The sequence below is a fragment of the Dactylosporangium salmoneum genome (assembly GCF_039532525.1).
Taxonomy (GTDB): Bacteria; Actinomycetota; Actinomycetes; order Mycobacteriales; family Micromonosporaceae; genus Dactylosporangium; species Dactylosporangium salmoneum.
On sequence record NZ_BAAARV010000048.1, the window covers coordinates 20,609 to 45,931 of the forward strand.

20 protein-coding genes and 1 pseudogene are annotated in these 25,323 nt (G+C 71.6%); 16 read left to right on the top strand and 5 right to left on the bottom strand.

The window, feature by feature from the left end; genetic code table 11:
- Positions 1-46: 46 nt before the first annotated feature.
- From ABD352_RS27790 to ABD352_RS27810, 5 genes are all read left to right on the top strand, one after another.
- Positions 47-763 (top strand): hypothetical protein, encoded by a 717-nt coding sequence (locus ABD352_RS27790; protein WP_344615448.1) that lies wholly within the window; start codon positions 47-49, stop codon positions 761-763.
- Between the two features lie 179 nt (positions 764-942).
- On the top strand, positions 943-2,205 hold the full coding sequence (locus ABD352_RS27795) for a nucleotide sugar dehydrogenase (protein ID WP_344615449.1): 1,263 nt from the start codon (positions 943-945) through the stop codon (positions 2,203-2,205).
- A gap of 47 nt (positions 2,206-2,252) precedes the next feature.
- On the top strand, positions 2,253-4,079 hold the full coding sequence (locus tag ABD352_RS27800) for a hypothetical protein (protein WP_344615450.1): 1,827 nt from the start codon (positions 2,253-2,255) through the stop codon (positions 4,077-4,079).
- Positions 4,080-4,101: 22 nt separating this feature from the next.
- Positions 4,102-4,611 (top strand): alcohol dehydrogenase catalytic domain-containing protein, encoded by a 510-nt coding sequence (locus ABD352_RS27805; protein ID WP_344615451.1) that lies wholly within the window; start codon positions 4,102-4,104, stop codon positions 4,609-4,611.
- Positions 4,612-4,678: 67 nt separating this feature from the next.
- On the top strand, positions 4,679-5,539 hold the full coding sequence (locus ABD352_RS27810) for a DUF2207 family protein (protein WP_344615452.1): 861 nt from the start codon (positions 4,679-4,681) through the stop codon (positions 5,537-5,539).
- 21 nt (positions 5,540-5,560) lie between these two features.
- Here the strand turns inward: ABD352_RS27810 and rho are convergent.
- Positions 5,561-6,733: pseudogene (rho, locus tag ABD352_RS27815) on the bottom strand (transcription termination factor Rho); the annotation flags it as partial.
- A 394-nt stretch (positions 6,734-7,127) separates the two neighbouring features.
- Here rho and ABD352_RS27820 point away from each other — a divergent pair.
- From ABD352_RS27820 to ABD352_RS27835, 4 genes are all read left to right on the top strand, one after another.
- Positions 7,128-7,391 (top strand): hypothetical protein, encoded by a 264-nt coding sequence (locus tag ABD352_RS27820; RefSeq protein ID WP_344615453.1) that lies wholly within the window; start codon positions 7,128-7,130, stop codon positions 7,389-7,391.
- A gap of 61 nt (positions 7,392-7,452) precedes the next feature.
- Complete coding sequence (locus ABD352_RS27825; protein WP_344615454.1) at positions 7,453-7,821, top strand: ATP-binding protein; 369 nt, start codon at positions 7,453-7,455, stop codon at positions 7,819-7,821.
- The gene (locus ABD352_RS27830) at positions 7,818-8,144 is read left to right on the top strand and encodes an STAS domain-containing protein (RefSeq protein WP_344615455.1); all 327 of its coding nucleotides are present in this window, start codon (positions 7,818-7,820) and stop codon (positions 8,142-8,144) included. The genes ABD352_RS27825 and ABD352_RS27830 overlap by 4 nt, the downstream gene beginning before the upstream one ends.
- Before the next feature lie 100 nt (positions 8,145-8,244).
- Positions 8,245-8,523, top strand: a complete 279-nt coding sequence (locus ABD352_RS27835; protein WP_344615456.1) for a hypothetical protein — start codon at positions 8,245-8,247, stop codon at positions 8,521-8,523.
- A 145-nt stretch (positions 8,524-8,668) separates the two neighbouring features.
- On the opposite strand, the gene ABD352_RS27840 is transcribed toward ABD352_RS27835, so the two are convergent.
- Complete coding sequence (locus tag ABD352_RS27840) at positions 8,669-8,872, bottom strand: cold-shock protein (RefSeq protein ID WP_190251213.1); 204 nt, start codon at positions 8,870-8,872, stop codon at positions 8,669-8,671.
- 487 nt (positions 8,873-9,359) lie between these two features.
- Here ABD352_RS27840 and ABD352_RS27845 point away from each other — a divergent pair, with 487 nt between their 5' ends.
- From ABD352_RS27845 to ABD352_RS27865, 5 genes are all read left to right on the top strand, one after another.
- Positions 9,360-10,229 (top strand): SigB/SigF/SigG family RNA polymerase sigma factor, encoded by an 870-nt coding sequence (locus ABD352_RS27845; protein WP_344615457.1) that lies wholly within the window; start codon positions 9,360-9,362, stop codon positions 10,227-10,229.
- 182 nt (positions 10,230-10,411) lie between these two features.
- Positions 10,412-12,436 carry a hypothetical protein gene (locus ABD352_RS27850; protein ID WP_344615458.1) on the top strand — a complete coding sequence of 675 codons (2,025 nt, stop codon included), beginning with the start codon at positions 10,412-10,414 and terminating at the stop codon, positions 12,434-12,436.
- A gap of 48 nt (positions 12,437-12,484) precedes the next feature.
- Positions 12,485-13,438, top strand: a complete 954-nt coding sequence (locus ABD352_RS27855; RefSeq protein ID WP_344615459.1) for a glycosyltransferase family 2 protein — start codon at positions 12,485-12,487, stop codon at positions 13,436-13,438.
- Complete coding sequence (locus ABD352_RS27860) at positions 13,435-14,889, top strand: O-antigen ligase family protein (RefSeq protein WP_344615460.1); 1,455 nt, start codon at positions 13,435-13,437, stop codon at positions 14,887-14,889. The genes ABD352_RS27855 and ABD352_RS27860 overlap by 4 nt, the downstream gene beginning before the upstream one ends.
- A 306-nt stretch (positions 14,890-15,195) precedes the next feature.
- A complete protein-coding gene (locus tag ABD352_RS27865; protein ID WP_344615476.1) occupies positions 15,196-20,814 on the top strand; it encodes a ThuA domain-containing protein in 5,619 nt (1,872 codons plus the stop codon).
- A 223-nt stretch (positions 20,815-21,037) separates the two neighbouring features.
- Here the strand turns inward: ABD352_RS27865 and ABD352_RS27870 are convergent, their stop codons facing one another.
- Entirely contained in the window at positions 21,038-22,111 is a 1,074-nt protein-coding gene (locus ABD352_RS27870; protein ID WP_344615461.1) for a DMT family transporter, read from the bottom strand.
- Positions 22,112-22,604: 493 nt separating this feature from the next.
- On the opposite strand from ABD352_RS27870, the gene ABD352_RS27875 reads away from it, so the two are divergent.
- The gene (locus ABD352_RS27875; protein WP_344615462.1) at positions 22,605-23,396 is read left to right on the top strand and encodes a hypothetical protein; all 792 of its coding nucleotides are present in this window, start codon (positions 22,605-22,607) and stop codon (positions 23,394-23,396) included.
- A gap of 11 nt (positions 23,397-23,407) precedes the next feature.
- On the opposite strand, the gene ABD352_RS27880 is transcribed toward ABD352_RS27875, so the two are convergent.
- Together ABD352_RS27880 and ABD352_RS27885 are read right to left on the bottom strand one after the other, a co-directional pair.
- Positions 23,408-23,707, bottom strand: a complete 300-nt coding sequence (locus tag ABD352_RS27880; RefSeq protein ID WP_344615463.1) for a hypothetical protein — start codon at positions 23,705-23,707, stop codon at positions 23,408-23,410.
- A 74-nt stretch (positions 23,708-23,781) separates the two neighbouring features.
- Positions 23,782-24,738 carry a lactonase family protein gene (locus ABD352_RS27885; RefSeq protein ID WP_344615464.1) on the bottom strand — a complete coding sequence of 319 codons (957 nt, stop codon included), beginning with the start codon at positions 24,736-24,738 and terminating at the stop codon, positions 23,782-23,784.
- Positions 24,739-24,762: 24 nt separating this feature from the next.
- On the opposite strand from ABD352_RS27885, the gene ABD352_RS27890 reads away from it, so the two are divergent.
- The gene (locus ABD352_RS27890; protein ID WP_344615465.1) at positions 24,763-25,284 is read left to right on the top strand and encodes a pyridoxamine 5'-phosphate oxidase family protein; all 522 of its coding nucleotides are present in this window, start codon (positions 24,763-24,765) and stop codon (positions 25,282-25,284) included.
- Positions 25,285-25,323: the final 39 nt, after the last annotated feature.

Sequence of the window (25,323 nt, forward strand, 5' to 3'; positions counted from 1 at the left end):
GATTTGGGGGACTACGGTGATGATCGGGGAGAGGAGAGGGAGAGCAATGCGAGCCCGAACAAGAACGGCGCTGTCATCATTGGCCGGCCTGGCCGGCGCAGCTGTCGCGGCGGCCGTGCTCGGCGCGCCGACCAACGCCCAGGCCGCCCCCGAGGCGGCATATCCGGCGCCCGCCCCGGTGATCCGGGTCAGCGCGGCCTCGGTGACCACCGGCCAGGCGGTGCGACTCTCCGGTCGCGGCTTCATCGCCGGCGAGTCGATCGCCATCAATGTGCAATACCGCGTGACCCGCAACTCGGGCGGTTTCGACAACCCGTGGGGCGTGAACGTCAACGGCGACCGCCGCGCGGACGCCCAGGGCCGATTCTCGGCCCGCGTGCGGCTGGGCATGCCCGGCTACGCGATCATCAAGGTCACCGGCAAGGAGTCGCACAAGACCTTGAAGGTCGCCGTGCGCGTCCAGCCCTGGAACAACCCCTGGGGCGACGACTTCTTCGCCGGCACCCCGCTCGGGGCTCCGGCCAGTGACCGCGGCCACTGGGACGGCCACAACCGTCCGGCCGGCTTCTTCGGCCCGTTCCGCAACGGCTGGTCGCCGTACAAGCTGTCGGCCAACGAGACCGACACGGTGGCCACCCCGGTCGAGCACCGGCAGGATCACCTCACCTACGGCGCGGACCTGATCCCGGGCATCCTCGGCCTGACCGCCCTGGTCGGCAGCGCCCTGGTCACCCGCCGCAGCGGCCGCCGCGCCCCGCGCTGACGCCGCTGTCCCGAACGGATCCATCCGGGCGCCTGCGTTCGTGATGAGTCCGACATATCACGATATTTAGTAGATCCACAGCGCCAGATCCACAAGACGAGATCCATCGCGATCGAGTCCAAGCCCGGCCCGTCGGTGCCTACGCCCGGCGGGCCGAGTGGTTCCCGGATAGGATGATCATGGGCAAAGTCGTCATCATCGGGCAGGGCTACGTCGGCCTGCCGCTGGCCATCCGCGCCGTGGAGGCGGGCGACGACGTCGTCGGCCTCGACACCGACACCGACCGCGTGAAGTCGCTCGGCGCCGGGCTCTCGTTCGTCGAGGACATCTCCGACGAGCGCCTCGCCCGGGCCCTGGAGACCGGCCGGTACCGGCCCAGCGACGACTACGCGGACGCCGCCGGCTTCGACACCTGCGCCATCACGGTGCCCACCCCGCTGACCGACGGGGTGCCCGACATCAGCCACATCGAGCACGCCGCCCTGCAGATCGCGCCGCACCTGCGGCCCGGCTGCACGGTGATCCTCGAGTCGACCACCTACCCGGGCACCACCGAGCAGGTGCTGCGCCCGCTGCTGGAGCACGCCAGCGGCCTGCGCACCCCCGACGACTTCCACCTCGGCTACAGCCCGGAGCGCATCGACCCGGGCAACCCGACCTGGCACCTGGACAACACGCCGAAGCTCATCTCCGGCATCGACGAGAGCTCGCTGGCCGCCACCCGGCACTTCTACGAGCGCTTCGTCCAGCGCCTGGTGCCGGTGTCCGCCCCGCGCACCGCCGAGCTGACCAAGCTCTTCGAGAACACCTTCCGGCACATCAACATCGCCCTGGTCAACGAGCTGGCGATCGTGGCCAACCAGCTCGGCGTGGACGTGCGCGAGGCGATCGGGGCGGCGGCCACCAAGCCCTTCGGCTTCATGGCCTTCGACCCCGGCCCGGGCGTGGGCGGGCACTGCCTGCCGATCGACCCCTCCTACCTGTCGTGGCAGGTCAAGCGGGAGGTCGGGCAGCGCTTCCGGTTCATCGAGCTGGCCAACGACGTGAACGAGGGCATGCCCCGCTACGTCGTGCAGCGCCTCGCCGCCGGGCTCAACACCCGCTTCAAGCCGGTGAACGGCAGCCGCATCCTGCTGCTGGGCCTGGCCTACAAGAGCAACGTCGGGGACCTGCGCGAGTCGCCGGCCCGGGCGGTCGCGGAGCTGCTCGTCGACCTCGGCGCCGACGTGCGGGCGGTCGAGCCGCACGCGCTGCCGCGCGACGTCGGCACGCTCGGCGGGGTCACCCTGGTCGACCTGACCGCCGTGGAGGTGATGGCGGCCGACGCGGTGGTGCTGCTCACCGACCACGACGACTTCGACTACGGGCTGGTGGAGGAGCATGCGCAGTACATCTTCGACACCCGCAACCGCATCGGAGGGCGAGTCGTCGAGCGACTCTGAGCGGTCACCCGTGAGCCGTCCTCAGGTACGTCCGGTAGCCTGCCGCGGTGATCGTCGCGCCGACCCGGCTGCTGCTGATCCGCGCCGGGCTGGTGTTCGGTGGCGCGGCGGTGCTGCTCGTCGAGCTGCTGTCGGCCGTGGGCCTGCTGCACCGCCCCGTGATCATCGCGCTGTGGGTCCTGGCCGCCGCCGCGGTCGCGTACTTCGGACACAAGCGCCTCCTGGCCGTTGTCCCGAAGTTCCGCGAGTTCTGGAGCACGGGCGCCCGCGGTGAGCGGGCGATCGCCGTCGTGCTCGGCGCGCTGTTCCTGGCCGACCTCGTCGTCGCCCTGGTGGCGCCGCCCAACAACTTCGACTCGCAGACCTACCACCTGCCCAAGGTCGAGCACTGGGCGGCGCAGGGCAGCGTCGCGTTCTACCCGACGGTCATCGACCGGCAGCTGGCGATGGCGCCGGGTGCGGAGTACATCCTCCTGCACCTGCGCCTGCTGACCGGCGGCGACGGGCTCTACAACCTGGTCCAGCTGGCGGCCGGCCTCGGCGGGGCGCTCATCGCCTCCCGGATCGCCGCCCAGCTCGGCGGCGGCCGGCGGGCCCAGCTGGTGGCGGCGCTGATCTTCGGTACCACCCCGATCGTCGTCCTCGAGGCGACGAGCACTCAGACCGACCTCGTGGTCGCGCTGTGGGTCGGCAGCGTGGCCACCCTCGTCCTCGACGAGCTGCGTCGGCGCACCCCGTGGCCCGCGGTGCTCCTGCTCGGCACGGCGGCCGGCCTCACCCTGCTGACCAAGGCCACCGGACTGCTGGCCGCGGGCCCGCTCCTCGTGCTGTGGTTCGTCGCCCAGCTGCGCCAGGGCCCCGCGGTGCGCTCGGCCGGGCGGGCCATCGCCGGCGCCGCGATCGTGGCCGGCGTGATGGCCCTGGTCGCCGGGCCGTACCTCTGGCGCGTCGAGTCCACCTACGACAACCCGCTCGGCCCGGCCCACCTGCGCGGGTCGATCTCGATGCAGCGCCACGACCCGGCCTCCGTGCTGATCAACGCGCTGCGCATCGCCGAGACCGCGCTGCAGACCCCGGCCGGCCCGGTCGGCGCGGACGCCATCCGCGGCCTGGCCCACGCGATCGGCGTCGACCCGGACGGGCGGGACATCACGTACTGGAACGAGACGTACCCGTTCGAGTCCTGGCCCCCGGACGAGGACCGCGTCTCGCTGCCGGTGCAGGGTGCCCTCGTGCTGATCGGCGCCGCCGTCCTGCTGTGGCGCCGATCGCCGGCCCGCCTCTACGCCGCGATGTTCTGGCTCGCCGTCCTCGCCTACGTGGTCACAGTCAAGTGGCAGCCGTGGGGAAACCGGCTCATCGTGTTCCTCATCCTGATGGGCACCCCGCTGGCCGCCCTGTGGGTCGACGGGCTGCTCGCCGCCCGGCGGCGCTGGGTGGCCGGGCTGACCGTGCTGGTCCTGGCCGGCGGGGCCGCGGCCGGCGCCTTCTCGGTCGGGTTCGGCTGGCCGCGCCGCCTGGTCGGGCCCGGCTCGGTCTTCACCACGAGCCGGCTGGACGAGCGGTTCATCCGCCGCCCGGAGTGGAAGGCCGACTACGTGTGGGCGGCCGACGCGGTGCGCGCCTCCGGGGCGAAGCGGGTGGGCATCGTGCAGGGCTACAACACGTGGGAGTACCCCTGGTGGGTGCTGCTGAAGGGCCGGGACCTGGTGCCGCTGCAGTCGCTGCAGCCGGACCTGAAGGCGCCGGGCCTGGAGACGGTGGACGCGCTCCTGTGCGTGCAGCCGCCGAACGGCTGCGCCTTCTTCACCCCGCCGTCCTGGTCGTCCCATACGCAAGGGGTTGTGACGTACGCATTGCCGCCGAAGGGGTAGGACCGCCCGCATGGAGCGGACGATGCGAGCAGTCGGATATCGGACGGCCGGCGGGCCGGGCGTGCTGGAGGACCTCGAGCTGCCGGTGCCGGAGCCCGGCCCGCGCGACCTGCTGGTGCGGGTGGAGGCGGTATCGGTCAACCCGGTCGACGTCAAGACGCGCGCGGGCGACGACCCGGGCGGCCGCCCGCGGGTGCTGGGCTTCGATGCGGCCGGCGTGGTGAGCGCGGTCGGGGCCGAGGTGAGCCTGTTCGCCCCCGGCGACGAGGTCTACTACGCCGGCGCGATCGACCGGCCCGGCTCCGACCAGCAGCTGCACCTCGTCGACGAGCGTCTCGCCGGGCGCCGGCCGCGCACGCTGACCCCGGCCGCCGCGGCCGCGCTGCCGCTGACCGCCATCACGGCGTGGGAGACCCTCTTCGACACGATGACCGCCGAGCTGGGCCCGATCGGCGCCGAGCAGCTGCGCAAGGCCCACGAAATGGTGGAAGACGGACACATGACCGGGAAGGTCGTGGTCGCGGGGTTCTGAGGCGGACCGTCTAGGGTGGTTGGGCAACCCGCTATGTGCCCCTGCCCCGCCCGCCCGGAGGTTCGTCGTGGATTGGCCCCCGTTCCTGCAGCTCAGCGTGCCGGTCACGCTGGCGGTGTGGGTCGTCGTGACGGCCGTCACGCTCTGGCGGTCGCGCACGCGGCTGCCGGAGATCGGTCCGGCGCTGACCACCCCGCCGGGGGAGGAGCCGCCCGCGGTGGTCAGCCTCATGGTGAACCGGTGGCGCCCCGACGAGGACGCCATCGACAGCACGCTGCTCGACCTGGCCGCCCGGGGCTTCCTCGAGCTGCGCCAGCCCGGGGACGACCCGGCCGAGACCACGGTGCGCCTGCGCAAGGGCGACGGGCGCAGCCTGACGCCGTACGAGCAGCAGGTGCTCGACCGCGTCCAGCGCCTCGCCGTTGCCGGCGAGGCGTCGCTGACGAGCCTGGCGTTTCGCAGCTGGTCGGAGGCGCGCCGGTGGCGGAGCGCCTTCTACCGCGAGGTGATCGAGGAGGCCCGCACCCGCGGCCTGTCCGAGCCCCGGCTGTCCCGGCGCATCCGCCGCACGCTGCTGGGCACGGCTCTGGTGCCGGCCGGCTGCATGTTCGCGTCCTGGATGTGGGTCGCGGCCCAGCTGCACGCGGGCCTGGCCGACCAGATCACCGGCGCGCTGATCGGAGCGGGCGCGGTGTTCCTGGCCATGTACCTCGCGGTCGAGCTGCGCTGGAGCGACCGCAGCACGCCCCAGGGCATGCGGGTGGCCGCCGAGTGGCTGGCCTATCGCGCCCACCTCGTGGCCGTGGAGGGCGTGACCGACCTGGCCCCGGCCGACGTGGCGTCGTGGGGCCGGGAGATGGCGTTCGCCTCGGCGCTCGGGGTGCTGCCGACCGAGGAGGCGCTGATGCGCTCCCGGGTGGCCCTCTAGGCCCCTTCGGGGCGGCCCGCGCTAGGCCTGACCGCGCAGCAGCAGCGTCAGGAACTCCGCGTTCGACTGCGTCTTGGCGAGCCGCTCGAGCAGCTGCTCGGTGGCCGGTTGGCCGCTGGCGCCGAGGGCCTTGCGCAGCCGCTGCACGGCGAGCAGTTCGTCCGGGTGCAGGATCACGTCGTCGCGGCGGGTGCTGGACCCGTCGATGTCGATCGCCGGGAACACGCGCCGGTCGGCGAGCCGGCGGTCCAGCTTGAGCTCGGCGTTGCCGGTGCCCTTGAACTCCTCGAAGATCACGGTGTCGCCGGTCGAGCCGGTCTCCACCAGGGCGGACGCGATGATGGTCAGCGAGCCGCCGTTCTCGATGTTGCGCGCGGCGCCGAGCAGGCGCTTGGGCGGGTAGAGCGCGTTGGCGTCGATGCCGCCGGTCAGGATGCGCCCGGAGGCCGGGGCCGCGTTGTTGTACGCCCGCCCGAGCCGGGTGATCGAGTCGAGCAGCAGGACCACGTCGTGGCCGAGCTCGACGAGGCGCTTGGCCCGCTCGATGGCCAGCTCCGCCACGCCGGTGTGCTCGCCGGCCGGGCGGTCGAAGGTGGAGGCGATGACCTCGCCCTGCACGGAGCGCTGTATCTCGGTGACCTCTTCGGGCCGCTCGTCGATGAGCAGCACCATGAGGTGGCACTCCGGGTTGTTCTTCGCGATGGCGTTGGCGATCGCCTGCAGGACCATCGTCTTGCCGGCCTTCGGGGGCGAGACGATGAGCGCCCGCTGGCCCTTGCCGATCGGCATGACCAGGTCGATCAGCCGGGCGGTGAGCTGCCGCGGGCCGGTCTCCAGGCGCAGCCGCTCCTGCGGGAACAGCGCGGTCAGCTTGGCGAACTCGGGCCGGCTGCGGGCCCACTCGGGGTCGTTGCCGTGCACCGTGTCGAGCCGGGTGAGGGTGCCGCCGTTGGCGCTGCCGGTGAGCGCGTCGCCATGGCGCAGGCCGTAGCGGCGCACCATCGCGGCGGGGATCGAGACGTCGTCGGGGCCGGGCAGGTAGCTGTCGACCCGCAGGATCATCTTGTCGCGGTGGACGTCAACGATGCCGGCGACGTCGCGGGCCTCGCCCGAGGTGGGCGGCTGCGGCTGGTTGGCCGGGCGGCTGTGGTCGCGGTTGCGCTGCGTGGATCGGGTGCGGCGGCGGCCCTGGCCGGGCGGGTTCTGCTTGGGGGTGGTGCGTTCCAACACATCAGTTGGGGCCATATGGGTCCTCCTAGGACTGTTCGGCCGTGGGGAAATGAGGATCTCCAGCTACGCGTGTCGGTGGCCGACGAACCTGGACTGCGCTGCGTGTGCGATGGGCTGCGTGTGCGGTGGCCGCCTGGCTTCCTACGCGAGAGCGTGACACGCGGTGGCGAAGGGCGTCCCCGGGCGGCAGATAGCCGACTTCCGCGGGACTGGCTCGACCGTAACCCGAACCGGAACCGCGAGCAAGCCCTGCGCTGGCGTGGCGCGCTACCGTGCGGCACCCGAACGGGTCCCGTCGCGGCACCGGGCCGCCGGTTCCATGAATGGTGTCACGGAGCACACCAACCGGGGGGTTGACATGAACACGACGTTCGACACGGTTCGCGCCGAGGCCCTGTTCGCCTCTGTCCTGCAGGCCTCGCAGGAGCCGACGCCGGCCCAGGTGCGCACCGCCGTCACCAGCACGCTGCGCCGCTACGGCGTCACCGGGTGCGCCGCGCGGGTGGCCGGCGAGTTCGGAGAGTACCCGGAGACCGCCGCGGCCCGCATGGCCTGGGCGCTCGAGATGATCCGTTCGGCCTACCAGGAGCTCGCCTCCCGCGAGTTCGCCTACGCCGGCTGAGGGCCCCGATCCTGACCGGGACCACGTTTCCGATTGCGGCCGACGCGGTATCACTTGAGTTGTGGACCTTCGACTGACCGTCGACCTGCCGCGCGATCTCGACCGGATGAACACGCTCCGGCACGCGTTGGACGGCGCGCTGGCCGGCCTCGGTGTGGCCGAACAGGCCCGCACAGACATCGCCCTGATCGTCAATGAGACATGGGCGAACGTGATCGCTCACGTGCGAGTCGGTGTGGCCTTTCAGGTCCGGGCGATCGTCGACGAGGAGCAGTGTGTGATAGAAGTCACTCACCCCGGCGAGCCGGTCGCCGATAGCTTCAACGCCCCGATCGCCTCCGCGCATTCCCTCCGGGTCGTGCAAAGTCTCGCCGACCACGTCGACGTCGACGATGACGGCCTGCTCGTGAAGGTCACCAAGCTGCTATGACGACCGAGTTCACCGCCCGGGCCACCCCCTCCGGGGACGGGACGGTCACCGTGACCGCTTCCGGCGAGCTCGACATGACCAGCGCCCCCGAGCTGATCACCGTCCTGCGCGAGGCGATCCGCGCGCACGGCCCGTCGCGGGTCGACCTCGACCTGACCGCCGTCACCTTCATGGACTCGACCGGCCTGCAGGTCCTCGTCGCGGCCAACCGCGACGTCGGCGGCGGTTTGCAGATCACCGGCACGAGCCCGGCCGTACACCGGTTGCTCCAGCTCACCGGGGTATTGGAGGAATTCGGGTTGTCACCGGAGCGTTCTGCCTAACGGGCGACCGAACCAATGAGCAACCGTACTGTCCCCGCACCGGCACCTGGACAGGAGTTAGCTGGACCACAGCAGGGAGATTCCAGCAGGAGGTCTGACGATGGAGTCCACGTTCCAAGCGGTCCGCGCCGAAGCGCTCTTCGCCTCCACGCTGCAGATGTCCCAGAGCCCGCTGGCCGCCGACGTGCGTGCCGCCGTGACGAACACCCTGCGCGGCATCGGCGTGCAGGGCTGCGTCGCCTGCGTCGCCACCGAGTTCGGCGACCATCCCGAGTGCGCCACCACCCGGATGGGCTGGGCGCTGCGCATGATCAAGGACGCCTACGCCAACTCGTGCACCCCCGAGGTGTTCGCCGAGCCCAACGTGGCGCTCGCCTGAGCGGCCTCCGACCGCCGCGCAAAGGGGACCCGTAGACACCTAGACGCCCCATAGATACTGCAAAGCCCCCGCCGAGATGCTCGGACGGGGGCTTGCTACTCCTTCGGCCGTGAAGCGGGTCTCGGCCTACGACTAAGGGGGTGTGTCAGACCGCGCGGATGTTGTCGGCCTGCGGCCCCTTCTGGCCCTGCGTGATCTCAAACTCGACCTTCTGGCCCTCGGTCAGCTCGCGGTAGCCGGTGGCCTGGATCGCCGAGTAGTGCGCGAACACGTCGGGTCCACCGTTGTCCTGCGAGATGAAGCCGTAGCCCTTCTCCGAGTTGAACCACTTCACCGTGCCTGATGCCACGTGTAACTCCTTAGCGACGTCGCCCCGATCCGCACCTCACGGATCAATGTTGAAACAGGCACACGCCACAGTGGAGACGGTAGCTCCCGCGCTGCGAAAACGCAGCCCCGGTATCGGCATGCGGACCCGATCGACGACCAAACTGAAATGCACAAGCAAACCTTGCGGACACTCAGCGTATTGCTCTACTCAACAGTCGGTGATACAGCGACCATCTTCAACGCCCTTGTCTCGCGTAGGGCGTAAACATCTAGTACAGTCGGCTCAGCTCGCATCGTCCGAACGGCTCTGTTTGGGCGTGGGGTCCCGTCCAGCAGCGGCGGGCCGGCCCCGGTGAGCCCGCAGGTCTTGCACCGGCACTCAAGAAACGGGTGCTGAGAGCGACTCCCGACCGGCGTGGCGGCGCATGCCTTCCTTTTTTCTCCCGGCGCAGCAGCAGTCTGCGCCCAGGCCGCCGCCGGTCACCCGCACCAGAAGGGTCAAACCCATGACCGTCTCCGTCGACCGTGCCATCGATCGCGCTCTCGCCGAGTCCGCCGCCCAGACCCAGGGCGGCCAGGCCGCCGGTGATGCCTCCAGCGGCACGAGCACCCGCGCCACCGACGCCCAGGCCCGGGCGCTGCTCTCGCTCATGGCCGACCTCCCGGCCGGTGCCGACCGGGAGCGGGTCCGGGCCCGGCTGATCGAGCTGTACATCCCGCTCGCCGAGTACCTCGCCCGCCGCTTCCGCAACCGCGGCGAGCAGTTCGACGACCTGGTGCAGGTGGCGAACCTCGGCCTGATCAAGTCCGTCGACGGCTTCGACCCGTCGCGCGGCGCCGCGTTCACCAGCTACGCGATCCCGATGATCGTCGGCGAGCTCAAGCGCCACTTCCGGGACAAGGGCTGGGACGTGCGGGTGCCCCGCCGCCTGCAGGAGCTGCGGCTGGAGATCAGCAAGGTCTCCGGCACCCTCGCCCAGGACCTCGGCCGGTCCCCGACGGTCGCCGACCTCGCCACCCGGCTGGGTGTGAGCGAGGAGGACGTCATCGAAGGGCTGGACTGCGGCCAGGCCTACCGGGCCCTGTCGCTGGACGCGCCGGCCGGCGACGGCGCCGACGCGGGCGCGGCCGGCCTGGGTGACCTGCTCGGCGCCGAGGACCCGGACATGCGCAACGTCGAGAACCGCGAGGCGCTGCGGCCGCTGCTGGCCAAGCTGCCGGAGCGGGAGCAGAAGATCATCGCGATGCGCTTCCACGGCAACCTGACCCAGTCGCAGATCGCCGCTGAGCTGGGCATCTCCCAGATGCACGTGTCCCGGCTGCTGGCCGCGGCCCTGCGCACCCTGCGCACCGAGCTCAGCGCCATCGCCGAATAGGGCCGAATCGACATAAGGCCGAATCGACATCGCGGTCGGGCCGCCCACCGGGGCGGCCCGGCCGATGCGTGAAAATGCCGTCGAAACGGGCATTTCCGGTCCACGCCCGAAGGTGTCATCTGAACGCGATATCGTCTACCTCCCGGCGGACCAACTGAACGCCGATACGGAGTGTGCCTGTGGTGACGGTGACGCATCCCAGTACCGCTGACTCGGTCGAAAGCCCGGCCGGCCGGCGTCGCGGCGCCGAGGTCGCGCGCGTCCTGGTCGCCCTCGCGCTGGCCTGGCTGGTGCCGCTGGCCGCCCACCCGCTGCGGCTCGACGCGCTACTGCCGCTGCTCGTGCTCGCCGGGACCATGGCGATCCAGCGCGGCGCCACGGGCCTCGTCGATCGGTTCGTCGTGGCCTGCGCCCAGCTGTTCGGGGCCGCCTGCGTCTTCGGGCTCGGCACGACGCTGTGGCCGGGGCACCTCCACCCGACGCTGGTCACCGGCGTCGCCCTGAGCGTGCTCGTGATCATCGCGGGGGCGACCGGGCGGATGCGGTTCGACGTCCGGCACCTGCGCAAGATCCGGCGTCCGGCCGACATCCTGCTCGCGGTCGCCGTGGCCGGGGTCTCGCTCGTCGCGCTGGTGCCGTACGCCGCAAGGGACCTCGGCGGGCGGCTCGGGCTCCCGCTGGCCGGCGAGGACATCGCGCGGCACTACCTGCTGTACGACGCGATCGGCCGGACCGGCGGGTACCTGTTCATGCGCCCCTCGGCGCTGCGGCCGTACGTGCCGGACGAGGAGCTCAACGGGATCGCGAACTACCCGCAGGGCCTGCACTTCGCCTACGCGGTGCTGGGCCGGTTCGTCTCCTCGACCACCGGCGACATCTCGGCCGACGCCGCCGTCGACGTCATGATGTGGCTGCTGATCGGCACCTTCCTGCTGCTCGCGCTGGCCGTGCTGTGGGCCGTGCGCCGCCTGGCCGGCCCGGGCACCTCGCCCGCCCGGCTGCTGCCGGTGCTGCTGCTCGCCGGTGCCTGGCTGGTGCTCGGCGACCCGGTCACGGTGCTGTCCCGCGGCTACCCGAACGAGCTGGCCGGCCTGGCCTGCGCGGCCGTGCTCACCGCGATCGTGGTGCGCCCGCTGACCCGCGTCGGCGAGCAGACGGCGACCGTCGCGCTGCTGCTGGTGGGCCTGTCCTTCTCCTACCCGCTCTTCCTGCCCTTCGGCGGGCTGGCCGCGCTGTGGTGGATCCGCCGCGCCCGGCTGTGGCGCTTCTGGTGGGGCTGGCTGACCGCGGCGCTGGTCGCGCTGGTCGCGGCGGTCGGTCCGCTGACCGCCGCGACCGCCTCCAGCGGCTCGCAGCTGCTGCTCAACGGCACGGCCCGGGTCGTCGACCGGCCGGCCACCGTGGGCCTGCTGGTCCTGGCCGTGGTCGCGGTGCTCGTGCGCCGCGGGCTGCGCGCCCCGAGCCACCGGGCGGCGCTCTTCGCGCTGGCCGTGGCGGCCGGGATGGCGGGCGGCCTGGGGCTGTACCAGACGGTCACCCTCGGCCACCCGGTGTACTACTTCGACAAGCTCCTGCACCTGCTGATCGTGGTCTGCCTGTGCGCGCTCGGCGGGCTGGTCCGCTTCGCCCCGGGCCTCGGCGTGGCCCTGCGGGTGGCGGTCGCGCTGCCGATCGTCGCCGCGCTGGCCGTCGCCGGCGGCGAGTGGCACACCGCCCCGGTCGCGCCCGGCGTCAAGCTGGCGCTGGGCAAGGATCGTGGCTCCCCGGAGGCGGCCCGCGACGCGCTGTTGATGACCCGGATGTTCCCGGGCGGCGGGGCGGTCAGCGTCGACCTGATGGGCAGCCCGTGGCGCAACTGGTCGGCCACGCTCGGCGCGGCCGCGCTGCAGCACAACTACCGGTACTTCCCGGCCTGGTCCGGCCTGCTGTACCCGGGCGCGGCCGGCAGGGCGAGCACGATGGATGATCTCGACAGGCTGGTCCGGGAGAGCCCGGTGCCGGTGCGGTTCTTCGTGCACGACCCGGAGGCCAGTTTGCTGGTCGTCGATGGGTCGAACCCCCGCCGCCCGAACGTCAAGCCAGGTCAGCCGCTTCCCGTGGCCTTCGGCGACCCCGCCGCGCCCACGAATGTGGCGGCGGCCCGCGCGCTGGCCGCGAAATATCCGACGAAAGTGCAGGTCGTGTACGCTACGCCAGCGAACCCATAAGGACTCTGTGTGGTGGCGCAGCACCGCAACCGAGACGGATTGGTCATCGTGCAAAGACCCGAGGTCAGCGTTGTAATTCCCACCCGTAATCGTCCGGAGCTGGTGGTGCGCGCCGTGCGCAGCGCGCTGGCGCAGACCGTGCCGGACATCGAGGTCGTGGTCGTGATCGACGGGCCGGACCCGGCCACCGTCGAGGCGCTGCGGGCGCTGGGCGACGAGCGGGTCCGCCCGGTCGAGCTGCCGGCCTCCGGCGGTGCGCCGAACGCGCGCAACCGTGGCGTAGATCACGCGCAGGCCGACTGGGTGGCGTTCCTCGACGACGACGACGAGTGGCTGCCGGAGAAGCTCGCCACCCAGCTGGAGCGGGCCCGGTCCTCCGGCGTATCCCTGCCGATCGTGGGTAGCCGCCTCTACATGCGCACGCCGCGGGCCGAGCTGATCATGCCGCGCCGCGTCCCGGCGCCGGGCGAGCCGATCAGCGAGTACCTCGCCGTGCGCCACGGGCTGTTCCACGGCGACGGGTTCATCCAGACCTCGACGATCATGGCGCCCACCGCCCTGCTGCGGAAGGTGCCGTTCGCCGATGGCCTGCGCCGCCTGCAGGAGCTCGACTGGACGTTGCGCAGCCTGCAGGAGGAAGGCGTGGACCTGATCTACGCCGAGGAGCCGCTCGTCATCTGGTACGCCGACGAGAACCGCCCCCGGATCAGCTTCGACGCGCCGTGGAAGCAGTCGCTCGAGTGGCTGCAGCAGACGCGGCCCCGGGTCACCCCGCGGGCCTACGCGGCGCTGGCGATGAGCGTGGTCGGTTCGATGGCCGCGGCCAGCCGCAGCCCGCGGGTCTTCTTCGACCTGCTGCGCGAGGCGCGGCGGCACGGCAAGCCGAGCTTCACCGACTACGTGACCTTCCTGCAGGTCTGGCTGGTGCCCGCCGGCCCTCGCCGGGTGGTCCGCGACTTCTTCCTCAGCCGTGAACGCCGGACGCGGACGGACGTTGGATGACCCTGACCAAGGGCCGGGCGGCGGGTGCCGTCGCGGCGATCGTGATCGCGCTCCTGGCGGGCGTCCTGGAGTACACCCGGACGGACTCGCTCGGGCAGTCGGCGGAGGCCTTCGCGGCCGGCCTGATCGCCATGGCCGTGGTCGGGCTGGCGCTGAGCCTGCCGGGCATCACGCTGCAGGGCCTGGTCCTCGGCGGGCTCTTCGTCCTCGCCGGTATGCTGACCTGGACCGCGACCAAGCGCCCGGGGATCATCTGGGCGGTCCTGGCCGTCGAGGTGGTCGTGTTCGCGGTGTGGGCGTGGCCCTGGCTGCGCTCGGCCCGGTCGCTGCCCCGGCTCGGCGCGGCGTGGCTCGGCCTCGCGTACTGGGTCTTCGGCGTCGCCGGCGCGGTGTTCGTCGCCCACTGGAAGGTGGCCGGCCAGCGGGTCGCCTACGCCGGTGTGTTCACGCTCGCCGTGCTGGCCGTCATCGCGCTGAACCACAAGCGCCGCGGCAAGGACCTCTCCGTCGGCATGGCGGCGGCGATCCTGCTCGGCATCGCGGCGCTGCTGCTGGTCGGCGCGGGCAGCCTCTTCGACTCGGTGCACGCCATCCCCGACAACGCGTCGGCGAAGGTGATGACCAACCGCTTCTGGGGCGGCCCGGGGCTGTTCTACCACCCGAACTCGCTGGCCGGGCTCATGGCCGTGGCCGGCATCCGGATCGGCTTCGACAAGGCGATGGCGTGGTGGCAGCGCCTCGGCGTGGGCGCGCTGGCCGCGCTGGTGCTGTCGATCTCCGACTCGCGCACCGGGTTCGTCTTCGCCGCGGCCGGCGCGCTCGTCCACCTCGCGCTGGTGCTCTTGCGGCGGGGCGACGACCTGGACCGACTGCCGTCCCGCTCGGCCTGGCTGTCGGTGGCCACCCCGTTCGTGGTGCTGGCCATCGTCGTGACGCTCGGCGGCGGGTACCAGTTCCTGCTGCGCGACCGGTTCTCCGATGATCAGAACGACGTGACCAGCGGGCGGACCGACACCTGGCGGCAGGTCTGGGTGGACTGGAAGCACGCCGGGCTGGCCGAGAAGGCCTTCGGCGACGCGCGCACCTCGCGGGCCGTGGTGTGGCGGGTGGACGACGGCAACCCGATCGAGGGGCCGCGGCGGGATCTCAACACCGACAACGCGGCCGTCGGGGCGTTCCGCCGGGGCGGGGTCTTCGGCGCGGGCGCCTTCCTGCTCGGGCTCGGTCTGCTGTTGTGGCACGCGGTGCGCCGCCGGCCGGACGGATCCCTGCCCCCGGCGTGGTTCACGATCGGGGCCGTCGCGGCCGTGCCCACCATCGCGACCGAGGACTGGCTGATCGGCGGCACGAACGGCGCGATCTGGCTCCTGCTCGCCGCGGGCGAGGCCTGGACGCTGCTGCGTCCGGCCGAAAAGCCGTCGGTCGATGTCCTGGAACCCGCGATTTCCTGATTTCCCTCACTTTTTCGGACATTCCGGTTGATTGCCCAGGGACCGCTGCACCGTTAGTTTGTTAGGTACCAGAACGAACTAGCGGTGCCCTCGGCGGGGCGCCCCCTACCGCCTCACACCCCCCTGCTCAGCGGTATCGGCGACCGTTGCGCGAAGCCCTTCGTACGAGGAGCTTTCGTGTTCAACGTTCAAAGGCGTGCCCTCCGCACGTCCATCATTGCCGCGGTGCTGCCGCTCGTCGCCGGGTTGGTCGTAACCCTGCCGACGCCGGCCTCCGCGGAGCCCGTCCCAGCCGTACAACAGCAAATGCCCCGAGCCGCCGCAGCGACGCCGTTCGACGTGCTCGTCTTCTCGAAGACCGCGGGCTTCCGCCACGACTCCATCCCGGCCGGCATCGCCGCCATCCAGGCGCTCGGCGCGGCCAACGGCTTCACCGTCGACACCACCGAGGACGCGGCCGCCTTCACCGACGCGAACCTGGCCAAGTACGAGGCCGTCGTCTGGCTCTCCACCACCGGCGATGTCCTGGACGCCGACCAGCAGGCCGCCTTCCAGCGATACATCGAGCACGGCGGTGGCTACGCCGGCGTGCACGCCGCGTCCGACACCGAGTACGACTGGCCCTGGTACGGCGAGCTGATGGGCGCCTGGTTCACCAGCCACCCGGCCCAGCAGCAGGTCACCGTCAAGGTCGAGGACCCCGCGCACCCCTCGACCAAGGACCTCCCGGCCAAGTGGTCGCGCTTCGACGAGCTGTACAACTTCCGCACCAACCCCCGGGGCAAGGTGCACGTCCTGGCCAGCCTGGACGAGACCACCTACCAGCCGGGGTCGGGCGCGATGGGCGCCGACCACCCCATCGCCTGGTGCCACGACTACGACGGCGGCCGCTCCTGGTACAGCGGCCTCGGCCACACCCAGGAGTCCTTCTCCGACCCGCAGTTCCTGGGCCACCTCCTCGGCGGCATCGAGAGCGCGGCCGGTGTGGTCAAGGCCGACTGCAGCGCGTCGCAGACCGCCAGCTTCGAGAAGGTCACGCTCGACAGCAACACCAACAACCCGATGGAACTCGATGTCGCCCCCGACGGCCGGGTGTTCTACATCGAGCGCGACGGGCGCGTGCAGATCGTCAAGCCGGACACGCACACGACGGTCACCGCGATCACCGTCCCGGTGTTCACCGGCAACGAGGACGGGCTGCTCGGCATCACGCTGGACCCGCACTTCGCGCAGAACCATTGGGTGTACCTGTACTACAGCCCGGCCTCCGGCTCGCCCCGCAACATCCTGGGCCGGTTCACCGCCAACGGCGACTCCATCGACCCGAGCAGCGAGAAGCAGCTGCTCACCGTCACCACCCAGCGCAACACGTGCTGCCACGAGGGCGGCACGATGACGTTCGACAGCCACGGCAACCTGTTCCTGGCCACGGGCGACAACACCAACCCGTTCGAGTCCAGCGGCTACGCGCCGATCGACGAGCGGCCCGGCCGCGAGGACTACGACGCGCAGCGCACCGCGGCCAACACCAACGACCTGCGGGGCAAGGTCCTGCGGATCACGCCGCAGGCCGACGGGACGTACACCGTCCCGGCCGGCAACCTGTTCCCCGCCGGCACGGCGAAGACCCGGCCCGAGATCTACGCCATGGGCTTCCGCAACCCGTTCCGCATCGGCGTCGACCCGCTGACCGACACGCTGTACCTCGGCGACTACGGTCCGGACGCGGCCCAGGCCGACCCGAACCGCGGGCCCGGCAACACCGTGGAGTGGAACATCGTCGGGCAGCCGGGCAACTACGGCTGGCCGTACTGCACCGGCGCCAACGCGGCGTACCGGGACTTCACCTTCCCGTCCGGCCCGTCCGGCCCCGCGTACAACTGCGCGGCGCCGGTCAACGACTCGCCCAACAACACCGGCCTGACCAACCTGCCCCCGGCCATCGCGGCGACCGTCGACTACGACTACGACGGCAACCCGCGCTTCCCCGAGATCGGGGGCGGCGGGGCGCCGATGGGCGGCCCGGTGTACCGCTACGACGCGAACAACCCCTCGGAGAACAAGTGGCCGGCGTACTACGACGGCAAGGCGATCTTCGGTGAGTGGAACCAGAGCAAGATGTACACCATGCAGGTCTCGGCGGATGGAAAGTCCCTTGTGGACATCAACCAGCTGCTGCCCGGCATGTCGTTCATCCGCCCGATGGACATGGCGTTCGGCCCGGACGGCGCCCTGTACCTCCTCGAGTGGGGCACCGGATTCGGCGGTAACAACGACGACTCCGGCGTCTACCGCATCGACTACGTGGCCGGCAACCGCGCCCCGATCGCGCAGGCGGCCGCCCAGCCGACCAGCGGTCAGGCCCCGCTGACGGTGCAGTTCTCCAGCGCCGGCTCGCGGGACCCCGACGGCCAGGCGATCACCTACGCCTGGGCGTTCGGCGACGGCGGCACCTCGACCGAGGCCAACCCGTCGCACACCTACACCACCAACGGCAACTTCACCGCCCAGCTGACCGTCACCGACGACGGCGGGCGCACCGGCACCGCGAACGTGCTGGTGACCGTGGGCAACACGGCGCCGACGGTGAAGCTGACGATCCCGCCGGACGGCGGCTTCTTCGACTGGGGCGACCAGGTGAAGTTCACCGTCGAGGTGAGCGACCCCGAGGACGGCCAGATCGACTGCTCGAAGGTGCAGGTGCAGTACCTCCTCGGCCACGATGAGCACGCCCACCCGCTGCAGCAGTACACCGGCTGCTCCGGCAGCGTGCAGACCGCGCTGGCCAGCGGGCACGGCGCCGACGCCAACGTGTTCGGCGTCATCGAGGCGTCCTATGTGGACAAGGGCGGGGCCGGCGGCGCCGCGCCGCTCACCGGGCGCTCGCTCGTCCAGCTGCAGCCCAAGCGCAAGCAGGCCGAGTACTTCGCGGCCACCGGCCGGGTTCCCGGCGTCAACTCCGGTGGTGACCCGGGCGTGAAGCGGGAGACCACCGGCGACCCGCTGGGCGGCTTCCAGAACATCGGCTTCGTCGAGGAAGGCGACTGGTTCTCCTTCGCGCCGGTCAACCTGACCGGGATCGACAGCCTGCGGCTGCGGGCCGCGAGCAACAACGCCAGCGGCGGCACCATCCAGATCCGCACCGGTGCCCTCGACGGGCCGGTGGTCGGCTCGGTGGCGGTGCCCGGCACGGGCGGATGGCAGACGTACGTCGACCTGTCCGTCCCGATCACGCCCAGCACGACCTCGGGGCCGTTGTACTTCATCGCGACCGGTGCCGGTGCGGGGTACAACATCAACTGGGTCGACTTCCTGGGTCGCGGCGTGACCGACAATGCGCCGCCGATCGTCACGGCGGCGGCCAACCCGACGAGCGGCACCGCGCCGTTCAACGTGTCCTTCACGGGCACCGCGACCGACGCGGAGAATGACAACCCGCTCACGTACGCCTGGGACTTCGGCGACGGCGGCTCGGCGGCGACGGCGAACGCCTCGCACACCTACACCGCGCCGGGCGTGTTCACGGCGACGCTGACGGTGACCGACGCCCGCGGGGCCAAGGGCACCGCGAGTGTCCAGGTGCGGGTCGACGCGCCGAACACGGCGTGCTTCGGGGCGCACTCGGACGACTTCCTGGGCTCCACACTGGACCGTACGAGATGGACGGTCGTGCGGGAGACTCAGGCGCTGTCCGTGAGCGGTGGCTCGCTGCACCTGCCCACCTCCGCCTATGACCTCTACGGCAGCACCAACGGCGCGACCAACCTCGTGCTGCAGCCCGCTCCGTCCGGCGCCTGGCAGGCCACCGCCAAGGTGACCCTGCCGACGACGGCGAACTACCAGCAGGCCGGCCTGATCCTCTACGGCGACGACGACAACTACGCCAAGCTGGATCTGCTGTACTCCGGCGGCCGGAAGGTCGAGTTCATCCGGGAGACTGCCGGCGCGCCGCGTAACGAGGCGGCCGACAGCATCACCGCGCAGCCGGGCGACACGTACTACGTCCGGCTGACCTCCGACGGCACGAACCTGACCGCGGCGTACTCCGCCGACGGCACCACGTTCGTCCCGGTCGGGCGGTCCGCGGCGCTGGCCGGCATCGCCCAGCCGCGGGTCGGGCTCTACGCGCTCAACGGCGCCACCACGGCGCCGGTGGTCGACGCGACGTTCGACTGGTTCGTGATCAGCCCGGACGACCCGCCGGCCGGCGTGGACCCCAACGACGAGTTCACCGGGCCCACGCTGGACCACTGCCGGTGGAACGCCATCGTGCGGGAGGACTCGACCGGGTACCGCATCGTCAACGGCAGCCTGCAGATCGACGTGCCCAACGGCGACATCTACGGGACCGGCAACAGCGGGCCGCCGAACTTCATCCTGCAGAAGGCCCCGGCCGGGGACTTCACGCTCGAGACGAAGGTCGACGGGTCGCAGTTCAACGAGCAGTACCAGCAGGGCGGGCTGATCGTCTACGTCGACGATGACAACTACGTGAAGCTCAACACCATCGCCGACAACCAGCCCGGCCAGACGGTCGCCCGGCGGATCGAGTTCCGCAGCGAGATCGGCGGGGTGGTGCAGAACCCGCAGCCCGATGCCGGGAACCTGACCTCGGGCGTGTGGTACCTGCGGCTGGCCAAGGTGGGCTCCGCCTACACGGCGTCCTACTCGGCCGACGGCACCGCCTGGACCACGCTGGGCACGCTCACCTCCGCGCTGAACGGTGCCAAGGTCGGTCTCTACACCCTCGGCGCGGGCCAGACCGCGTCGAAGCCGGCCTCGTTCGACTACTTCCACGTCACCGGCGCTGACACGACGCCGCCCACGGTTTCGTCCACTGTGGACGGCACGGCGGTGAACGGCTGGTACGCCGGCCCGGTCACCGTCACGCTGCGCGCCTCGGACGGCCGGATCGAGTACCAGCTCGACTCGGCCACCGCCTGGGCCGCCTACGCCGACCCGATCCAGGTCGGCGGCGACGGCACCCACCAGGTCCGCTACCGCGCCACCGACCAGGCCGGCAACGTCTCGGCGGTGCAGACGCAGGAGGTGAAGATCGACGCCACCGCGCCGGTCACCACCGCCTCGTTCGCGCCGGCGACCGACGCCGGCTGGCACAACGGGGCCACGCCGGTCGCGCTCGCCGCGACCGACACCGGCTCCGGGGTGACCAAGGTCGAGTGGTCCCTGGACGGCGGGGCGTGGACGCCGTACACGGCGCCGGTGAACGTCACCGGCGAGGGCGAGCACGAGCTGCTCTACAAGTCGACCGACGCGGCCGGCAACGTGGAGACGCTGAAGTCGGCCATCCTGAAGATCGACGCGTCCGCGCCGACCGTCATCGTGGCCGGCCTGGCCGACGGGCAGCTCTACGGCGACAGCCAGGACGTCCGGGTCACCTGGCAGGCCATCGACTCGACGTCGGGGATGAAGTCCGTCGCCGGCTCGCTCGACGGCCGGGCCTACCAGACCGGCACGCTGCAGGCGATGTACGAGCTGGACCTCGGGATGCACAAGCTGACCGTGGTCGGCACCGACAACGCCGGGAACGCGACCACCACCACGGTCACGTTCTTCGTCTCGACCTCGTTGCGCGACATGCAGAACCTGCTCGACCGGTTCAAGGCCACGGGGCGGCTCCCGAGCAAGGCGTACGACAAGCTCTCGGGCTCGATGGACAAGGTCCGCAAGGCCGAGGCCAAGGGGAACGACACCAAGACGCTCAAGGAGCTCGCGGCGTTCCGCGAGCTGCTGACGGCGTCCCTGGTGCCCGAGGCCGAGGTCCGGGACACGCTGATCCGTGACACGGACGCGATGACGATCCGGCTCGGCGGGACGCCTGTCAACCAGGCCGGCGTCAAGGCCAACTCGGGCAAGTCCCTCAAGGGCGCCGGTCGCCTCCCAGAGGATCCGAGCCGGTTGTGACGCTGCTCAACCTCCTGTTCTCGCTCGTTCTGCTCGCTCCTTCCCCCGCGGCTCTCCACCTGGAGGTCGCGGGGGACGGGGCGACGGGGGTGACCGTCCGCGCGTCCGGCGCGGACGGTCGGCCCGCCGAGTCCGACGTCCGGCTCGTCCTCACCGCCACGGCGGAGGGCGGCCGGACCGTCGGCCCGGTGCAGCTCAACCCCTCCTCGGAGGGGCGGGGCTTCTACACCTCGGGTCCGGTGCTGTCGCCGGGCCGGTGGACGGTCGTGGTGTCCTCCGGCCCGGACAGCGCCTCGGCGGTGATCGAGGCGCGTCCGGCGCAGACGCCTCCCAGTCCCTCCGTCGCCGCGGCTCCGGCCGCTGCACCGGATGCCTCGCCGCGCTGGTGGATCTGGGCGCTGCTGGGCGGGGCAGTCGTATTCACCGGAGTCGCGTTCGTGCGGCTGCGGCGCTCCTGAAGCGTCAGGACCACGACCGACGCCAGGAGGAGCAGGCCGCCCGCCGCCGAGGCCGGGGTGAGCGGCTCGTGAAGGATCAGCGCGCCGAGGGCCACAGCGGCCAGCGGCTCGCCGAGGGCGACCACCGACGCGGTGGTCGCCCTCACCACGGTCAGCCCACGGAAGAACAGCGCGTAGGCCAGGGCGGTCGGCACCGCGCCGAGGAACGCCAGGAGCCCGAGCGTCGCCGCCGTCGGCCGCGTGGTGAGCCCCTCGATCGCGGCCGGCGGCAGCAGCGCGAGCGCCCCGACGGCGAACCCGCCGAGCGCCGAGTCGTACGGGTCGTCGGTGGACGCCCGGTTGAGCAGGGTGACCGCGGCGTACCCGGCCGCGGACAGCAGCGCCACCCCGATGCCGGCCAGCGGGTGCCGGCCGGCGTGCGGGTCCTGGGCCACGAGCAGTACCAGCCCGGCCAGGGCGATGCCGATCGTGATCGGGCTGCGGCGCTCGCCGAGGAACACGCGGGCGCCGATCGCGATGAGCACCGGCCCGGAGCCGAGCGTGACGACGGTGGCGACGCCGATGCCGGCCAGGTCGATCGCGACGTAGTACGCGGTCTGGTAGACCGCCATCCCGAGCCCGTTGGCGACGAGATGCTTCGGGTTGAGCTTCTTCGGCCGCCTGACCAGGACCAGCAGGGCGAGGCCGCCGACGTACCGCCAGAAGGTGACGGCGATCGGGCCGAGGTCGCTGTGCCGGTAGAGCAGCGCGGCCGCGAAGCCGCCGACGCCCCACGAGACGGCGGCGATGGCTATGTAGAACAGTCCCCGCCCGACGGGCAGGGCACGCGAGTGTGCCATGGATGTGTCTCCCGGTTTCCGGATGGTCGGTGATCGCTGATTCCGGGCAGCGGCCACCGACCCGGGTTCACGTCACCGGGTTGCCAGGGAGCTCCGTCTGCCCGCTACCGAGTGGGCGGCGGGCACACGACACGTAGACACACGCCGCGCACGTTACCGATCAGGTGACAAGTCGGCGACATTCTTTTGATGATCAACACGCAGCGCGACCGCGACACACCGCGCGACACGCCACTGACCGGCGCATATTTGCGTCGTCGTGACTATTCGTGTACGCGAGTTCGCCTCATTGTCACCATTCGATGGGATGACCCGCCTGGTGAGATCCGTTTACGCTGTAGCGACACGCACAGCCGGAGGTCGCGCCGTGGCCCATCACACCCCCGCCACGTTGGCACAATCCACAGGTGACCTGCCCTGGACCCTCAACGGGGGCCGCGGCATTTTTGGTCTCGACCCGGTCACCGGAGCCATCGTCCTGTGGTTCGGTTTGATGGCCTTCATCATTCTGTTCGTGCTCCTCGCCGCGTTCCTCGCCCGGTGGAGCCTGTACCGCCTGAACCGCGCCGACCGCCGCGCCGCCGCCGAGGAGGCCGAGGCCAGCCTGAGCCCGGCCGAGCGCGCCCGGCTGCGCATCGAGGCCGGTGAGCTCACCCGCCAGGCCGCCGCCACGGCCGCCGCCGCCAAGCGCGCCCGGATCACGGTCACCGAGACCCAGGCCCGCACCGTCTCCGCCCAGCAGGCCCGCGAGGTCGCCTGGGCGGCCTTCGACGTGGCCCAGAAGGCCTACCAGGAGGCCCTGGTCGCCGCCGGCCAAGCGGTGCCCGAGGCCGTCGCCTCGGAGGAGGGCGAGGACGCCAAGCGCGAGGTGTCCCGCGCCGCGCTGGACGCCTTCAAGCGCGGCGACATCACCGTCGATGCCCTGGAGCAGGTCTTCAAGGGCGTGGCCGGCGCCGACCCGCTGCAGGAGCTCGCGGCCCGCGAGGTCGAGCTGCGCCGCACCGCCGAGAGCCGGGCCCGCCGCCTGTACGAGGCGGCCGCGGCCGCCGAGCGCGCCGCCGTGACGGCCGCGGACGTGGCCGTGGTGGCCGCGGCCGCCCTGGCCCAGGAGGCCGCGGAGGTGGCCGAGGAGGCCGCGGAGCTGCGCGACACCCTGGACGCGGCGCGGCAGGCCGGCATCACGGCGGCGACCATCACGTCTCGCCGGCGCGTCCCTCGCCAGCGCAACCGCAACTCCCGCTCGGAGCCCGACCCGAAGGCCGTCGCCACGGAGGCCGCCGCCTGACGGTCCGCGGATCAGGCGGACTCCGGCAGCTCGCTTGCGCCGGTATGGTCCGGCGCGTGCGGAGCCGCGCCGCTGTCCGGGTGCTCGGTGGCCGGGGCGGACGGGTCGAAGCGCATCTCCGAGAGGGCCTGCTGCAGGCGGGGGAGGTCGGCCTCCGCGAGCTGGAACGAGGCCCGGCAGATCTTGTCGACCCACAGGGAGACGACCACGGTGCCGCGGTGCGGATGGCACGTCACCCGCATCGTGCGGTCGTCGCCACGCACGTCGGAAAACACATCGCCCGTCTTGGGCAGCGGTACCAGCTCACCCATGGACCCATGCTGAGGCACTGAACGCTGGTTCAGCAAGCGTTCAGTGCCTCATCATCCGAGATATCGCCCGGCGCCTATCGATCGACGCGGACCAAGGCGCTGGGGGACGGGTGCTCCAGGACCACCTGGGCCGGGTGCGGCACGCCGGACGAGGGGTCGAGGGACAGCCGCGTCACGGTGTCCGAGTGCTGGTTGGCCACGCACAGGGCGTCGTCCAGCACCACGAAGTGGCGGGGCCAGGTGCCGCCCGTCGAGACCTCGTCGATCGGCAGGAGTCCGCCGGACTCGACGGCGAAGGTGGTGATGGTGTCGTTGCCCCGGTTGGCGACGTACAGGTGACGGCCGTCGCGGGACAGGGCCAGCTCGCTGGGGAAGTTGTCGCCGACCGGCTGGACCAGGCAGGACGGCTTCACGTCAAGCAGTTCGAATCCCGAGGTGTACGTCGAAACCGTGGACGCCAGCTCGTTGGACACGAAGACACGCCCATCGGGGTGGAAAACCAGATGCCTGGGGCCCGTGCCCAGGGGCTGGACCGTCGTGGTGCGCAGGTGCTCGAGGAGGCCGTCCGGGGTCAGGCGATAGTGCACGATCGCGTCCATGCCCAGGTCCACGGCGTGCACCGTGGTACCGCGGACGGTCACCTGGTGGGCGTGCGGGCCCTCCTGCCGGTCCGGCACCACGCTGGCGCCGGCGTGCTGGGCCAGGTCGGTGCGCCGGTCCAGGCGGCCGTCGGGGGCCAGCGCGAAGACGCTGATGCTGCCGGTGGCGTAGTTGGCCGCCAGGAGCCGGTCGCCGGCCAGGGCCAGGTGGCACGGCGCCCCGCCACCCGTCGAGAGGGTGCCCAGCAGCGTGCCGTCCGGTGCGAACGCCGAGACCGCGCCGGCGTCCAGCTCGGCCACGGCGTAGCGGATGCCGGTCGGCCCGGCGGTGAGGAAGCTGGGCGCGGGCGTGCGGACCGGTGGGGACAGCGGCTTGAAGTCGTCGTCGTAGGTCGAGTACTGGTCTGCGTAGGAGCCGATGAGCAGTGGCACCCGACCAAGCCTAGGCTCCGGTGCATGGGCGTGCAGCGTGGACGGCCCCTGATGCCCGGCTACGGCATCGACGAGGGCGAGGACGGCCTGCTCGAGTGGGACATGGTGCTCGGGCGGCTGCGCGATTCGCACAACTACTGGCTGGTCACGGTCCGCCCCGACGGGCGTCCGCACGCGATGCCGGTCTGGGGCGTGTGGCTCGACGGCGCGATGTGGTGGTCCAGCTCGGTCCGGTCGCGCAAGATCCGCAACCTGCGGGCCAACCCCGCGTGCACGATGACCACCGAGGACGGGCGGTCGCCGGTCATCCTCGACGGGGCGGCCGAGATCGTGACGGACGGTGCCGCCATCCGGGCGTTCCTGGAGGCGACGAACCTGAAGTACGACGCGGGGCTCGACATCGGCTTCCTGGAGCCCAGCGTCAACGCGACCGTGCGGGTGGCTCCCCGCGAGATCTTCGCGCTCGAGGAGGCGCGGTTCGTCCAGTCGCCCACCAAGTTCACCCTCGACGGTAGGGCCAACCCCACCACGAAGCCGGGGGGCTGACCGGCTCGATCACGACGGCCGGAAACGCGACGCTTTTGT